At 73.0% G+C, this 15,036-nt stretch carries 13 protein-coding genes; 10 read left to right on the forward strand and 3 right to left on the reverse strand.

The features are described from left to right. Positions 1-129 precede the first annotated feature (129 nt). The 3 genes from OG542_RS02050 to tgmB all read left to right on the forward strand — a co-directional run bounded on the left by OG542_RS02050 (position 130) and on the right by tgmB (position 1,763). Positions 130-441 (forward strand): YkvA family protein, encoded by a 312-nt coding sequence (locus OG542_RS02050; protein ID WP_193482686.1) that lies wholly within the window; start codon positions 130-132, stop codon positions 439-441. A 131-nt stretch (positions 442-572) separates the two neighbouring features. Continuing rightward, positions 573-764, forward strand: a complete 192-nt coding sequence (gene tgmA, locus OG542_RS02055; protein ID WP_193482685.1) for a putative ATP-grasp-modified RiPP — start codon at positions 573-575, stop codon at positions 762-764. Positions 765-779: 15 nt separating this feature from the next. Beyond that, entirely contained in the window at positions 780-1,763 is a 984-nt protein-coding gene (gene tgmB, locus OG542_RS02060) for an ATP-grasp ribosomal peptide maturase (protein WP_311129404.1), read from the forward strand. 56 nt (positions 1,764-1,819) lie between these two features. Here the strand turns inward: tgmB and OG542_RS02065 are convergent, their stop codons facing one another. Further along, the gene (locus OG542_RS02065) at positions 1,820-2,023 is read right to left on the reverse strand and encodes a hypothetical protein (protein WP_193482683.1); all 204 of its coding nucleotides are present in this window, start codon (positions 2,021-2,023) and stop codon (positions 1,820-1,822) included. 141 nt (positions 2,024-2,164) lie between these two features. Then, on the reverse strand, positions 2,165-2,638 hold the full coding sequence (locus OG542_RS02070) for a hypothetical protein (protein ID WP_328407655.1): 474 nt from the start codon (positions 2,636-2,638) through the stop codon (positions 2,165-2,167). Between the two features lie 188 nt (positions 2,639-2,826). Here OG542_RS02070 and OG542_RS02075 point away from each other — a divergent pair, with 188 nt between their 5' ends. Then, complete coding sequence (locus OG542_RS02075) at positions 2,827-3,798, forward strand: GlxA family transcriptional regulator (RefSeq protein ID WP_189727575.1); 972 nt, start codon at positions 2,827-2,829, stop codon at positions 3,796-3,798. Between the two features lie 44 nt (positions 3,799-3,842). Here OG542_RS02075 and OG542_RS02080 read toward each other — a convergent pair whose 3' ends face one another. Further along, entirely contained in the window at positions 3,843-4,094 is a 252-nt protein-coding gene (locus OG542_RS02080; protein WP_184586843.1) for a DUF5133 domain-containing protein, read from the reverse strand. A 262-nt stretch (positions 4,095-4,356) separates the two neighbouring features. Between OG542_RS02080 and OG542_RS02085 the strand changes: the two genes are divergently transcribed. The 6 genes from OG542_RS02085 (at position 4,357) to OG542_RS02110 (ending at position 15,023) form a co-directional block, all read left to right on the forward strand. Then, positions 4,357-5,919: an acyl-CoA carboxylase subunit beta gene (locus OG542_RS02085; protein ID WP_328407662.1), complete on the forward strand. Its 1,563-nt coding sequence runs from the start codon at positions 4,357-4,359 to the stop codon at positions 5,917-5,919. A 253-nt stretch (positions 5,920-6,172) separates the two neighbouring features. After that, positions 6,173-7,930 carry a fatty acyl-AMP ligase gene (locus OG542_RS02090; protein WP_328407664.1) on the forward strand — a complete coding sequence of 586 codons (1,758 nt, stop codon included), beginning with the start codon at positions 6,173-6,175 and terminating at the stop codon, positions 7,928-7,930. Beyond that, on the forward strand, positions 7,927-11,910 hold the full coding sequence (locus tag OG542_RS02095; protein ID WP_328407666.1) for a type I polyketide synthase: 3,984 nt from the start codon (positions 7,927-7,929) through the stop codon (positions 11,908-11,910). The genes OG542_RS02090 and OG542_RS02095 overlap by 4 nt, the downstream gene beginning before the upstream one ends. Positions 11,911-11,932: 22 nt before the next feature. Then, positions 11,933-12,892 carry an alpha/beta hydrolase gene (locus OG542_RS02100; protein ID WP_193482676.1) on the forward strand — a complete coding sequence of 320 codons (960 nt, stop codon included), beginning with the start codon at positions 11,933-11,935 and terminating at the stop codon, positions 12,890-12,892. A 122-nt stretch (positions 12,893-13,014) separates the two neighbouring features. Next, positions 13,015-14,232, forward strand: a complete 1,218-nt coding sequence (locus OG542_RS02105; RefSeq protein ID WP_328407671.1) for a PucR family transcriptional regulator — start codon at positions 13,015-13,017, stop codon at positions 14,230-14,232. 149 nt (positions 14,233-14,381) lie between these two features. After that, a complete protein-coding gene (locus OG542_RS02110) occupies positions 14,382-15,023 on the forward strand; it encodes a cutinase family protein (protein WP_328407673.1) in 642 nt (213 codons plus the stop codon). Positions 15,024-15,036: the final 13 nt, after the last annotated feature.

The following is a 15,036-nucleotide window of genomic DNA, read 5'->3' on the forward strand; positions in this document are numbered from 1 at the left end:
GATGACCACCCGCACGGGAAAATCCGCCGACTCGCCGACATGTCGGGCCCCGGCGGCAATACAGCCGCCGGAAACGGGAATCCAGGTAGGGACACCCCGTGTCGCGGCACGCCAGGAGGAGGGCAACCCGTGGATACGACCGCAACGGTGATCACCCTGGCCGCGATTCTCGCGGCCCTCGTCCTCGTCCTCGCCGTCCGCGTCTTCGTGAGACTGGTCCGGACCCGGCGCGATCTGCGGAGCGCGGGCCTGCCCACGGGTCCGCGCTGGGTCTTCTGGGGCGCGGTTCTCTATTTCGTCCTGCCTGCCGACGTGCTGCCCGACCCCGTGTACCTGGACGACATCGGTGTCCTGCTGCTCGCTCTGCGTACCGTCCGTGGCTCCCTCGGCGAACGGGATCGCAGGACGACACGCCGGGCTGACCACGAACCGGCCCAATAACTACGGAGAGTAAGGAAACCAACCACCCGTTCGATTCGTATAAGTCTCTGGAAGCCGAAACAAGCGAGCGGCCGGGGGGCCGCGCCCAATGACCAACGCTTGATCGGCGCAGTACCGACGAGGGAGAGACGATGCAACCGTTCGCGCTCAACTACGCGCGCCCGGCAGTGGAGTTGGAAGCTGCTATTCCGTATGTGTACGACACCGGACTGCAGTTGAACGTGCTCCTCGACGGCCGAGTCGCGGCCAGCGACTTCGGCTTGCTGAGAGAGGTGGGCACCACGACGTCCACCGCAGGCTCCAAGACACACTTCGACGACTGACCACGGCCGCCGAAGATGACCGTACTGATCCTCACCTGTGAGGAGGACGTGACCGCGGACATGGTGGTCGTGCACCTGAACGCGACGGGGGTTCCGGTGGTCCGCGTCGATCCCGCCGACCTCACCGGCGGTGTCGCGCTGTCCGGTGAGTACGTACACGGCCGTTTCCGTGGCCATCTGTCCGCCGGGGGGCGGCTGGTGAGCATCGGGGGACTGCGCTCGGTCTGGGTGCGCCGGCCCGGCACTCCGGCCGGGCGGGCGGCCCAGCCGTCCGCGTGGCTGACCGAGGAGTCCTCTCAGGCGCTCTACGGCATGCTGCGGGGCTCGGACGCGCGCTGGATGAACCATCCCGACGCGGCCCGACGGGCCCGGCACAAGCCGTGGCAGCTGCGTCTCGCCCAGCGGTGCGGCCTGCCCGTGCCGGCGACGCTGATCACGACCTTCCCGCGGGCCGCCCGCGAGTTCGCCGAGCGCTACCCGGACCTGGTGGTCAAGCCGGTGTCGGGCGCGCATCCGCAGGATCCGCCCCGGGCGGTACCGACCAGCCGGGTGGCGCCGGACACGGACTTCTCCGCCGTCGCGTTCGGGCCGACGCTGTTACAGCGGCGGGTCGCCAAGCGGGCCGACATCCGTCTCACCGTCGTGGGCGAACAGATGACGGCCGCACGCAAGGCGACCGCCGCGGACGCGGACCCGGACGACGTCGACGTGCGCTTCGCCGCGCCCGGCGCGCCGTGGCGCCCCACCGATGTGCCGTCGTGCATCGCGGCGGGCGTCCAGGCCTACCTGCGGGGGGCCGAACTGGCCTACGGCGCCTTCGACTTCGTCGAGGACGCGGACGGGACCTGGTGGTTCCTGGAGTGCAACCAGTCGGGGCAGTTCGGGTTCGTAGAGGTGGAGACGGGTCAGCCGATCGCGCGCACCATCGCGGAGTGGCTGGCCCGCCCGATCCCCGAGGGCTCGCCGCAGGTCAATGGTTCGAGCACGAGGGTCCGTTGAACACCGGGCCCGGCCACGCGCCGGCCCCGGGCCGTCTCATGACCAGGCCTCCTGGCTCACGGCTGCCGCGGGGCGGGGAGCATGGCCGTGCGCTGCCAGCCCGCGCCCGGGGCCTGCGGGCGGTCGTAGCCGGGGGACTGGTAGGGCCGCATGACCAGCTCCAGTTCCCTGCTCACGCGTTCGGCCTCGCGGCGAACCTGGGTGGGCACATCGCCGCACTCCGCGATGAGTCGGTCGTAGATGGGGGAATCCTGGAACACCCGGCAACGTGCCTCTCTGCTCGTCGCCCCCGTGCGGGGGCAAGACTGACGAGTCTAGGCGGACCGGCATCCCGGAGTGTGAATTCCTTGGGATGACTTGACGCAGAACGGACATCTGTGCCAGGCGGAGTGGCCGGGCTCTCAGGCCCCCGTGGTGGAGCCAGGACGGACGATCATGAGGACGGTGACCGTCGCCCACAGGAGGTTGAAGATGCCGGTGAACATGGCGAGTTGAACGGTGTTCTGGTGATCGACGGCCTGTTCGCCGTTCAGCCGGTCGAGGAGTTCCTCCTGGCGGGGCAGGACGAAGGCGGCCAGGATCCCGGCGGCGGCCGCGGTCAGCGCGATGGAGGTGACGAGCCATCCGCTGCCCAGGACACCCATCGCGGCACCCGTGGCGAACCCGAGGACCGGGACGGTCAGTCCGACACCGGCGTAGACACGGCAGATGCGGTGCAGCAGCGCGACCGTGCCGACCGCGGAGGGGTCGGGGGCATCGCCGAGCGCGGCGACCGCGCGGCGCACCGCGGGCGGGAACATGCTGGCCGCGACGGTCACGGGACCGATGGCGACGATGGCGGCCAGGACATGGAGGGACAGCAGGATCTTGGTCACCGGGACTCTTTTCATGACGCGATCAACGATGCCGGGCTCACGATAGGGAGCCGGGACGTGATCACCCATGGGCTGGAACGACAGCTTCCAACGGGTTCTCGCCAACTCGTCCGACCTGCGTTCTCCTCTCACGGGCCACCTCGTCCCCGGGTCACACCGCTGGCGGGAACACACCTAGGGTGACGGTCATGCACTCCGTGGCGATCCTGGTTCTCGATCGAGTGGTGCCTTTCGACATGGCGGCGCCCCAGCAGACGTTCGCCTGGACCCATATGCCGGACGGGCGGCCCGCCTACCGGGTCCGGTTGTGCGCCGAGACGCCGGAGGTGCGCGCGGACGGCGGTTTCACCCTGCGCATCGACCAGGGACTCGAGGCGCTGGCGGAGGCCGACACCATCATCGTGCCGGGCTGCTCCCCCGACGCCGCGCCGCCCTCCGCCCGGGTGCTGGCGGCACTGCGGCGGGCGGCCGAGTCCGGTACCCGGATCGCGTCCGTGTGCGTGGGTGCCTTCGTGCTGGCGGAGGCCGGGCTGCTGGACGGGCTGCGCGCCACCACGCACTGGGTGGCCGCCGGCGAACTGGCCCGGCGGTTCCCGCACGTCGAGGTCGAACCGGACGTGCTGTACGTGGACAACGGGCAGATCCTCACCTCGGCCGGTGCGGCGGCGGCGCTGGATCTGTGCCTGCACATGATCCGGCGGGATCTGGGGTCGGCCGTCGCGGCGAACATCGCCCGGATGTCGGTGATGCCGCTGGAACGGGAGGGCGGGCAGGCCCAGTTCATCGTGCACGAGCACCCGCCCGTGCCCCGGGGGTCGGCGTTCGAGCCGCTGCTCGAGTGGATCGAGGACCATCTCGCGCACGAGGTGACGCTGGGCACCCTGGCGGCGCGCGCGGGGATGAGCGAGCGGACCTTCAGCCGCCGCTTCCGCGAGCAGACCGGCACCACGCCGTTGCAGTGGCTGCTGCGGGCGCGGGTGCGGCGCGCCCAGTACCTGCTGGAGAACACCGACCACTCGGTCGAACGGATCGCGCGCCAGGCGGGGTTCGGCTCGCCGACGGCGTTCCGGGAGCGGTTCCGCAAGGTGGTGGGCACCACGCCGTACGCGTACCGCACGGCGTTCCACGGGAAGACGAACGCCCCGGCGGCCCGTCCATAGGCCACCGGGGCGGTACCCGGCCGTGCGCCGGGTCTCACACGTTGTCAGCCGACCAGCGTCAAGCCGTTCTCCCCGTCCGCCTCCGCGGCCTCGGACCGCCCCTTGGTGAGCAGCAGGGTGTCCGCCTTGGCGATGGCGTCGTGAATGACGGACGTCCCCATCATCACGCACAGCGTGTAGCTGACGTCCTCAAGCTCGCGTGCCGCCGTCGGCACGTGCCTCTCCGCCTGAGCGATCCTCAGCGACGCATACCGCGTCAGCAACTCCCTGACGACCTTCCGGTCCGGTACGAGCACGTAGCGCCCCTCTCTCTGTTTTCGCTGCGTATGCCCGAACCACGCGGAAACATTCACATGTTTTACGCACCCAGGGTGGAAATGACGAGAATTGATCGCCCTGTTGACCGTTTGTCAGACGAGTCGGCGGTCCTTGTCACCCGGGGATGAAACCTCGCGCCTGAGGACTCAACTCCCCCACACAGAACGGCGATCCGCCCGGCACCTCCCCGCCTCACTGCCATATTCGAGAACCACTTCGGAGGTGGTTGTGAGCACAGAGGTGACAGCATCCGGTCCGGGGGAGACAGCGACGCACGCACCCGGGAGCACCGCGGAACGCGTCGCCGGCCTGGCATCACGCCGGGACCGGGCGGTGGCCCCGGGCGGGCCGCGCAGGCGCGGGGAGTTCTCGGCCCGGGAGCGGATCGAACGGCTCGTGGACAAGGACTCCTTCACCGAGACGGGTCAGTTCGTGCGGGCCCGGCCCGCCGGGCAGGACGCCCGCCGCCCCTACGGCGACGGTGTGGTCACCGGGTACGGCACGGTCGACGGCCGCCAGGTGTGCGTGTTCGCCCAGGACTCCACGGTGTTCGGCGGCAGCATGGGCGAGGCCTTCGGGGAGAAGACCGTCGCCCTGATGGACCTCGCCCTGAAGACCGGCTGCCCGGTGATCGGCCTGAACGACTCCGGCGGCGCCCGCATCCAGGAGGGGGTCGCCGCCCTCGCCCTCTACGCCGAGCTGGTGCGCCGCAACGTCAAGGCGTCCGGAGTGATCCCGCAGCTCTCGGTCGTCCTGGGGCCGTGCGCGGGCGGCGCCGCCTACTCCCCGGCGATCACCGACTTCACGGTGATGGTGGACGGTGCCTCGCACATGTTCGTCACCGGCCCCGACGTCATCGAGACGGTCACCGGCGAGCGCACCACCGCCGAGGAGCTGGGCGGCGCCCGCACCAGCAACACCGTCAACGGCAACGCCCACTTCCTGGCGGCCGACGAGGAGGACGCCCTCGACACCGTGCGCGACCTGCTGTCCTACCTGCCGGCCAACAACCTGGAACGGCCCCCGGAGTACGCACCCGGGCACGCTCCGCCCGGGGCCGGGCTCGACGAGGTCGTCCCGGACCGGCTCGGTGAGGCCTACGACATGCGGGACATCCTGCACGCGGTCGTCGACGACGGTGAACTGCTCCAGGTGCAGGAGCTGTTCGCGCCCAACATCATCTGTGCCCTGGCCCGGGTCGAGGGCCGCTCGGTGGGTGTCGTCGCCAACCAGCCGCTGCGTGCCGCCGGGGTCCTCGACATCGACGCGTCCGAGAAGGCGGCGCGGTTCGTACGGTTCTGCGACGCGTTCGGCATCCCGCTGCTGACCTTCGCCGATGTGCCCGGGTATCTGTCCGGGGTACGGCAGGAGCAGGCCGGGATCATCCGGCGCGGCGCGAAGCTGCTGTACGCCTACGCCGAGGCGACGGTGCCCAAGGTCACGGTGGTGGTGCGCAAGGCCTACGGCGGCGGATACGCGGTGATGGGTTCCAAGCATCTGGGCGCCGACGTCAACCTCGCCTGGCCCACCGCCCGTATCGCCGTCATGGGCGCCGAGGGGGCGGTGGGCGTGCTGCACCGGCGCGAACTCGCCGCGTCGGACGACCCGGAGGCGCTGCGCGCCCGGCTTCTCGCGGCGTACGAGCGCACCCACGGCACTCCGTATCTCGCCGCCGAGCGCGGCTATGTCGACGCCGTCATCGCACCGCGCGAGACCCGGGAGCAGGTCTGCCGCGCGCTGCGCGCCCTGCGCGGCAAACGCGCGCCGATGCCGGAACGCCGGCACGGCAACATCCCGCTCTAGGGGGCTTCTGATGGATCTCCGTGGAAGAAGGAGCGGCGTTCGGTGCGTGCTCTCGGCGTGCCGGGCGGAAGGCCTCGATGGGGGTCCCCCCGCTCGAGCGAAGCCGAGAGTGGGGGAGGAGCTACCAGGCCTTTTGTCCGGTGCGGCGAGAGTGCGTGCCGGGCGTCGCGACGCCGCGGAGATCCATCAGAAGCCCCCTATCCGCCCCGTACGCGACCCGCAATCCGATCCGCGCCGTGAGGAGCCCCGCCTGATGGACAGCCGCCGCCCCCCGCTCGCGCCCGCGTGCCCGACGCTGCCGGAGTACGTGTGGCACTGGGCCGAAACCACCCCGGACCGCCGGGCGTTCACCTTCGTCGACCATCCGGCACAGCACTCGCGCGGCGTCCACCGCACCCTGACCTGGCGCCGATTCGACGCGCGGGTGCGGGCACTGGCCGCGCGCCTCGCCGAGCGGGCCGGTCCGGGGGACCGGGTCGCCCTGCTGTGTCCGCAGGGCACGGAGTACGTGACCGCCTTCCTCGCGGCCCTGTCCGCGGGGCTGGTCGCCGTGCCGCTGTATCCGCCGGACCTGCCCGGGCACGCGGACCGGCTGGCGGGCGTCCTGGCGGATGCCCGTCCCACGGTGGTCGTGACCACGGGCCGGGCCCAGGACGAGGTGCGGGACTTCCTCGGTTCCGACGGGCCGCGGATCGTCCTGGCGGACCAGGTGCCCGACGACGCCCACGGCTGGCGGCCCGTCCCGCCGGACGCCGAGGCGACCGCCTATCTCCAGTACACCTCCGGTTCGACCCGTGCCCCGGCGGGCGTGGAGATCAGCCACGGCAACGTCGTCGCCAACGCCCGCCAGGCGCTGACCGCCTACGGCGGCGACACCCGGCCGCTGACCTGCGTGGGCTGGCTGCCGCTCTACCACGACATGGGGCTGGTGCTCAGCGTCGCGGCCCCGGTCACGCGCGGGCTCCTGTCGGTCCTCATGGACCCGGCCGCGTTCCTGCACGAGCCGGTGCGCTGGCTGCGACTGCTCGCCGCGCATCCGAACGTCGTGAGCGCCGCGCCCAACTTCGCCTACGACTACTGCGTCGCGACCGTGACCCCCCAGCAGAAGGAGGGGCTGCGGCTCGACAAGGTCACGGCGCTGATCAACGGCAGCGAGCCGGTCCGGCCTGGCACGGCCGACCGTTTCCACGCGGCGTTCGCCGGCCAGGGCCTGGCGCCGGAGACGCACTGCCCGTCGTACGGCCTCGCCGAGGCCACCGTGTTCGTCTGCGCGGCCCGGCCGGGTGATCCGCTCACCCGGTTCGCGCTCGACCGTGACGCCCTGGCGGCCGGGAAGGCCCTGTCCGCGCGGCCGGACGATCCCCGGGCCGTGCTGCTGGCGGGCTGTGGCACCCCGGCGGGCCAGCGGGTCCGGGTCGCCGACCCGGTGACGCGGGCCCGGTTGTCGGAGGGTGAGGTCGGCGAGATCTGGGTGCAGGGGCCGAACGTGGGACGCGGCTACTGGAACCGGGAGTCGCAGGACGTGTTCGGCGCCCGGTTCGCGGACGCCGCGGCCGGTCCGGGCGGCTGGCTGCGGACCGGCGATCTGGGGACGGTGCTGGAGGGGCAGCTGGTCGTCACAGGGCGGTTGAAGGACCTGATCATCGTGGACGGCCGCAACCACTATCCGCAGGACGTCGAGGCGACGGCCCAGGACGCGGACCCGGCGGTACGCCGGGACCGGCTCGCGGCGTTCGCCGTGCCGGGCGGCGCCGGTGAGGGGGTGGTGGTCGTGGCGGAGCACGCGCGGACCGCACGCCTCGCCGAGCTCGACGTGCCGGCCGTGGTGCGTGCCGTGCGCGGTGCCGTCTCCGCCCGGCACGGGCTGCGGCTCGCCGACGTGATCCTGGTTCCGCCGGGCACGGTGCCGCGTACCTCCAGCGGGAAGGTGTCGCGGGCGCTGACCCGGGCCCGGTACCTGGACGGCGCCTACGGCGGGCAGGCCGGGGCGACCGCGGGTGCCGCGGGATGAGGCCCGTCGACGAGGGCGCGCTGCGCCGGCTCATCGCCGAGCGGGTGGCGGCCTGGTGCGGCACGTCCCCCGAGGCCGTCCCGATGGACCGGCCACTGGCCGACCTCGGCATGTCGTCACGGGACGCGGTCGCCCTGGCCGGTGAGCTGTCCCGGGCCACGGGGCAGGAACTGCCGACGACCCTGCTGTGGGAGACGCCGACCGTGGAGGCGCTGATGGCGCGGCTGTGCGGCGCGGGATCCTCGCAGGCCTCGGGATATGACGCGGCGCCGGTCGCGCGAGCGGGACTGCCGAGTGGTACGGCCGAGCCGGTCGCGGTCGTCGGGGTCGGCTGCCGGCTGCCCGGCGGGGTGCACGGCCCGGACGGCTACTGGCGGCTGCTCAGCGAGGGCGTCGACGCGATCCGGCGCGTCCCGGAGGACCGCTGGCGCGACTTCACCGCCTTCCCGCCCGCGGACGCGCACCCGTACGGCGGCTATCTCGACGACATCGCCGGGTTCGACGCGGACTTCTTCCGGATCACCCCGCGCGAGGCCGCGGTGATGGACCCGCAGCAGCGGATCCTGCTGGAGGTCGTCCACGAGGCGCTCGACCACGCCGCCGTACCGGCCGGGTCCCTGGCGGGCACCGCCACCGGCGTGTTCGTCGGTGTCTCCGCCCCTGAGTACGGGCAGCTCACCGGCGCCGACCCGGCCGCCGTCGATCCCTGGGCGCCGGCCGGGGGTGCCCTGAGCGTCGCCGCCGGGCGGCTCGCCTACGTCCTGGACGCCCGGGGGCCCAGCATGGCCGTCGACACGGCCTGTTCGTCCTCGCTGGTCGCCGTGCACCACGCCTGTGTCAGCCTGCGCACGGGCGAGAGCGACACGGCGATCGCCGCCGGGGTCAACCTGCTGCTGTCACCGGCCGTCTCGGTCGCCTTCCGGCGAGCGGGCGCCCTCGCGCCGGACGGGCGGTGCAAGCCGTTCTCGGCGTCGGCGGACGGCATCGGGCGCGGCGAGGGCTGTGCCGCCGTGATCCTCAAGCGGCTGTCCGACGCCGAGCGGGACGGCGACCGCGTCCTGGCCGTCGTCCGCGCCACCGTCGTCAACTCCGACGGCCGCTCGAACGGCCTCATGGCACCCAACCCGGCCGCTCAGCAGGCGTTGCTGCGGAGCGCGTACGCACGGGCGGGGCTCGCCGCGGCGCACGTCGACTACGTGGAGGCGCACGGCACCGGCACCCCGTTGGGCGACCCGATCGAGGCGGGCGCGCTGGGCGCGGTGCTCGGTGCTGACCGTGACCCGGACCAGCCGCTGCTGCTGGGTTCCGTCAAGGGAAACCTCGGTCATCTGGAGTCGGCCGCGGGGATCGCCGGCCTGGTGAAGACCGTGCTGGCCCTGCACCACGACAGCATCCCGCCGTCCCTGCACTGCGCGGAAGGCAGTTCCCTCGCAGATGACCGGCTGCGGGTGGTGACCGAGGCGGAGCCCTGGCCCCGCTACGGCGGCACCGCTGTCGCGGGGGTCTCCGGGTTCGGCTTCGGCGGCACCAACGCGCATGTGGTGCTGGAGGAGGGGCCACCCGGCCTGGTCCCGGCCCGGCCGGCCGAGGAACCCTCGGCCCGCCTGCACCTGCTCTCCGACCTCGACGCCGAGCGCCTCCGCGACACGGCGGGCCGACTGGCCGGCTGGCTGCGCGAAAGCGCCGCGCACCCCGCCGACGTGGCCCGGACCCTGGCGGGGCGCACGGGCCGGGGCCCCGTACGCGCCGCCGTGGCCGCCCGGGACCGTGCCGAACTGGCCGATTTTCTTGGGGCGTTGGCGACTGGGTATCCGGACGCGCGGGTGGTGACCGGTGACCGCGACCGCGTCGGGCACGGCACGGTATGGGTCTTCTCCGGCTACGGCAGTCAGTGGCCGGGCATGGGGCGCCGGCTGCTGGCCGAGGAACCCGCGTTCGCCGCCGCCGTCGAGAAACTCGACCCGCAGCTCGCCCCGGAGTGCGGCCTGTCGCTGTACGACCACCTGTCGTCCGGTGCCGGTCTCGACCGCCTGGAGGTCGCCCAACCCGTGCTGTTCGGGCTGCAATTGGCGCTCGCCGAGCTGTGGCGTTCGTACGGGGTGGAGCCCGCCGCGGTGATCGGGCACTCCATGGGCGAGGTGGCGGCGGCCGTCTGCGCGGGTGCGCTGGACGTGGCGGAGGGGGCGCGGGTCATCGCCGTACGGGCCCGGCTGCTGAGCGGGCTGAGCGGCGGCGCGATGGCCGTGGTGGACCTGGACGACGCCGAACTGCGATCTCTGGAGCGGGACTTCCCGGGTGTGCACGTCGCCGTGCACACCTCCCCCCGGCAGAAGGTCGTCACGGGCGAGGAAGCGGCGGTTGCCGGGCTCGTGCGCCGGCTGGAGGGGCAGGGCCGGGCGGCACGGGCCATGCGGGTCGTGGGTGCCGGACACTCGCCCCAGGTGGACGGGCTGCTGCCGGAGCTCGTCGACGCGCTGGCCGGTATCCGGGGGCGGCGGCCAACGGTCCCCGTCTATTCCACCGTCCTCGACGACCCGCGCGGCGACTGCGGGTTCGGCGCGGACCACTGGGCGGCCAATCTGCGGCGGCCCGTGCGTCTGGACCGGGCGCTCGCCTCGGCCGCGGCCGACGGTCACACGGCGTTCGTCGAGATCTCGCCCCACCCGGTCCTGACGGGGGCCGTCGCCGACACCGTGCCCGGTGCCCTCGCCCTGGCCACCCTGCGCCGGGACGCCGACGGTTCGGAGGCGTTCGCGGGACAGCTCGGCGTCCTGTACGTCGCGGGCCAACGGCTGCCCGTGCCGCCCGGCCGGGTAGTCGACGTGCCCCTGCCCCGGTGGCGGCACGTACGGCACTGGTGGACGGACGGCCGGGCACACACCGAGCCGGTCACGGAAAAACCTCCCGTCGAGGTCGCGGAGCCCTCTTCGGTCCTGGCCCGCCTGATCCATCACATCGCCGCCGTCACCGGTCACCCGCCCACCCGGGTCACCCCGGGCACCGCCCTGGCCGGCCTGGGTCTGGACTCGCTGATGGCCGTCCGCGTCCGTACCGCGGTGGAGCGCGAGTTCGGCATCGCACTGCCCCTGCGCGACCTGTTCGCCGCCGTCACCGTCGAGGACGCCGCCGACCGGATCCGCCAGGCCCTCCCCCGCGAGGACACGCCGCTGCGCCCGCTGCGCCCGCTGCGTGCCTCCGGTTCGCGGCCCCCGCTGTTCCTCGTCCACGCCGCCGGCGGGCCGGTCACCGTCTACCGCACGCTCGCGGAACGGCTCGGGGACGACCGGCCGGTGTACGGGCTGGAGCGGATCGAGGAGGCCCGGACCGTGCCGGAGAAGGCGCGGCGCTACGCCGAGGCGATCGACGCCGCTCACCCCGACGGGCCCTGTGTACTGGGCGGCTGGTCCTTCGGCGGCTTCGTCGCCCAGGAGACCGCGCGGCACCTGACCGCCGCGGGGCGGGAGGTGCGGCTGGTCGTGCTCATCGACTCCGTACGCCCTCTCCCCCGGCCGGGACTGACGCGGGCCGATCGGATCCGGGCGCATTTCGAGGGCTTCACCCGCCACGTCGCCGACACCTACGGCGTGCGGCTGGAGTTGCCGTACGACGACCTGGTGGCCATGGACGACGACGGGCCCCGCATCGACACCGTGCTGCGGGCGCTGCGCGAGGCAGCCGACCTGCCACCCGCCGCGCTGGAGCATCAGCGGGCCTCCTACCTGGACCTGGGCATCGGGGAGTCGCACCGTCCCGGGGACCACGACGGGCCGGTGGTTCTCTACCGGGCCACCGAGCCCGCGCCGCACACCGTGCGCGACCCGGCGTACGAGCGGGACGACGAGGCGCTGGGCTGGGACGAGGTGTGCCCGCGCCTGGAGGTCGTGCCGGTGCCCGGTCACCATCTGTCGCTGCTCGACCCGCCGCACGTCGACGAGATCGCCGCCCACCTGAGCCGGGTGCTCGCCGAGCGGGCCCCCTGAAACCGGAACCCGAGGAGCCGCCATGTCCGACCTGTCGCCGAAGCCCGCTGCCGGAGTGTCCCGGCGCACCGTCGCCAGAGCGACGGCCGCCGCCGGCCTCGCCGTCCTGTTCGGGGCCGCGAGCGGCACGGCCCGTGCCGGGGCCGCCACCCGGCTCGGGCCGCGCACCCTGGACGTGTCCGTGCCCTCCGCCGCGCTCGGCCGGAGCGCGCCCGTCCGGCTGATCCTGCCGTCGGACTTCGGCACGCGGCCCGAGCGGACATATCCCGTGCTGTACCTGCTGCACGGCGCCCACGACGACTACACGTCCTGGACCCGCGAGACGGACATCGAGGCCTTCACCGAGGGCCGCGGCCTGATCGTGGCCATGCCGGACGCCGGCCCCACCGGCATCCCCACTGTCTGGCGCGGCGGCCCCGACTACGAGACCTTCCAGGTCAAGGAGGTGCCGGCGCTGCTCGCCCGGGACTACCGGGCCTCCGGCGTACAGGCGGTCGCCGGGGTCTCCACCGGCGGCTACGGCGCGATGGCCCACGCGGCCCGCCACCCCGGCGCGTTCAAGGCCGCGGCCTCCTACAGCGGCATCCTCGACACCACCGCCCCCGGTGTTCCCGCCATCATGGACGCCATCGTGGCCCGGGAGAACCTGCCGGCCCGGTCCCTGTGGGGTCATCCGCTGCTCAACATCCTGACCTGGCGTGACTTCAACCCGCGGACCCGCGCCACGGGGCTGCGCGGCACCGCCCTGTACGTGTCGCAGGGCAGCGGAGTGGGCCCGGGCAGCGGCGGCGATCCGCTGCCCGGGGTGCTGGAGAGCGCCCTGTGGCCCTCGGCCCAGGGCTTCGCCCGCGCACTCCCCCTCCTGGGCATCCAGGCCACCACGCACTTCTACTCGGGAGGAGGACACGACTGGCCCTACTGGAAGCGGGAGTTCACCGCCTCGTGGCCGATGCTCGCCCATGCGCTGGGCGTGCCGGAGTGACGGGGGTGCCGTCGGGGCACGGAACGGAGCGGAGGGGACGTCCGTCCAACACAGGACGTCCCACTCTTCCCACTGGCAACAGCCCGCGGGTGAGCCGCTTCCGGTCGAAAGGAGTGTCCGTGATGGCTGTGCCCACCCCGCACGGCGTGCCGGACCACCCCGGCATGCCACCGGTGCCGCCCGAGCTCGCGGAGCTGCTGCGCGCCCAACTGGCCTCCGTCGCCGACCTGGTGGAGGAAGAGGTCTGCCGTCAGGTTCCCGAGTACGCGCGGCCCGCCGACGGGACGTACCGCAAGAACCTGCGGTCCGGGGTGGTCCAGGCGCTCACCCTGTTCGTCGACCACATCGCCGACCCGCGCGACGACGGAGGCGCGATCGCGGCGACGTACTACGAACTCGGGCGCGGCGAGGCCCTGGAGGGCCGCAGCCTGGACGCGTTGCAGTCCGCCCTGCGGGTGGGCGGGCTGCACGCCTGGCGGCTGATGGGCTCCACGGCGGAGGAACTCGGCCTCGACTCCAGCGTCGTCGCCGCGCTCGGTGAGCTGGCGTTCCGGACCGTGCACGAGGTCGCCGAGGCGGCCGCGGCCGGCTACGCGGAGGCCCAGCTGCGCAGCACCGACGAGCTGGAGCGGCGTCGCAGGCGGTTGCTCGACCTGCTGCTGGAGGACGGCCCGGTGGCGCTGGAGGCCGTGCAGGATCTGGCCCACGCCGCGCGCTGGCCGGTGCCCCGGACGGTCGCCGTGGTGGCGCTCGCGGCGGGGCCGGACCGGCGGGAGGAGGACCGGCCGCTGGCGGCGGCGGGCGCGCTGGTGGACATGGAGTCGCGGCCGCCGCGCATGCTGGTGCCCGACCCGGACGGCTCCGGCCGCTTCGGCCGGGCGTTCACGCTCGCCCTGCGCGGCCGGCCCGCCGCGATCGGCCCGACGGTAGCGGTCACGGAGGCGGCGCGATCGCTGCGCCTGGCCACCAGGGCGCTCGGGCTGATGGGGCGCGGCATCCTGCCCCGCCAGGGCGTCGAGCACTGTTCCGACCATCTGTCGACCCTTCTGCTGTACGGCGACGAGCCGCTGCTGAAGCGGCTCCAGGCGCGGGTCCTGACGCCGCTCGACACGGTCTCGGCGGGGCAGCGCGACCGGCTCGCCGAAACGCTGCTGGCCTGGCTGCTCAGCGGCAGCAATGTGCCGGACGTCGCCGCGCGGCTGCACATCCACCCGCAGACGGTCCGCTACCGCCTGCGCCAGCTGGAGAAGCTCTTCGGCGACGCCCTGCACGATCCGGGCACCCGCCTCGATCTCATTCTCGCGTTGCGCGCGGAATCCCTGCACACACGGCCGAGCTGACTCCCGCATTCAGCGGCGTACTCAATCGGCGACAAAAAACCGCGGGGATTCCATAATCCCGTCCATAACTCCCGGCGGGAGAAAGCGAATACGTTCGGGCCGTCCTTTTTCGCAGGCGCTCGACGCGCCTCACACGCGGAGGATCCCCCATGCGTATCCGTTTGTGTCTCGCCGCGCTCTCACTGGTCGGCGGGGCCGGGCTTGCCACCCTCTCCTCTTCCCCGGCTTCGGCCGCGGCCTGCTCCGACGTGGAACTCGTCTCGGCACGCGGCACCTTCGAGCCCGGGACGCTCGGCTTCATCGTCGGCGACCCGGTACTTTCCGCGCTGCAGAAGAAAGCAGCGGGCAAAAGCCTGTCCAGCTACAAGGTGAATTATCCGGCAGACCTCTCGCCGACGTCCGCGGCGCAGGGCAATCTGGACCTGGTGAACCATGTGAAGAGCCAGGCCGCCGCCTGCCCGAACCAGAAGTTCGTTCTCGTCGGCTATTCGCAGGGCGCGAACGTCGTCGACAACTCGATCGGCATCAGCAGCGCGGGCGCGGTGGTCGGCAGCCCCATCGTGGCCACGCTGCCCGCCGCGCTCGAGCCGAAGGTCTCCGCGGTGCTGCTGTTCGGCAACCCGATCCGAGCCCTCGGCAAGAGCGTCACCGGCACCTACCAGAGCCGCACCCTGGACCTCTGCGCCAAGGGCGACCCCGTCTGCGAGAACGGCGGGGGTGACGTCGGGGCGCATCTGAGCTATCGCGACAACGCCGACGCGGCCGCCGCGTTCGCCGCGGGCAGGCTCTAGTCCGGCGGCACAC

Origin of the sequence: Streptomyces violaceus, from assembly GCF_036014075.1 — a bacterium.
Taxonomy (GTDB): domain Bacteria; phylum Actinomycetota; class Actinomycetes; order Streptomycetales; family Streptomycetaceae; genus Streptomyces; species Streptomyces violaceus.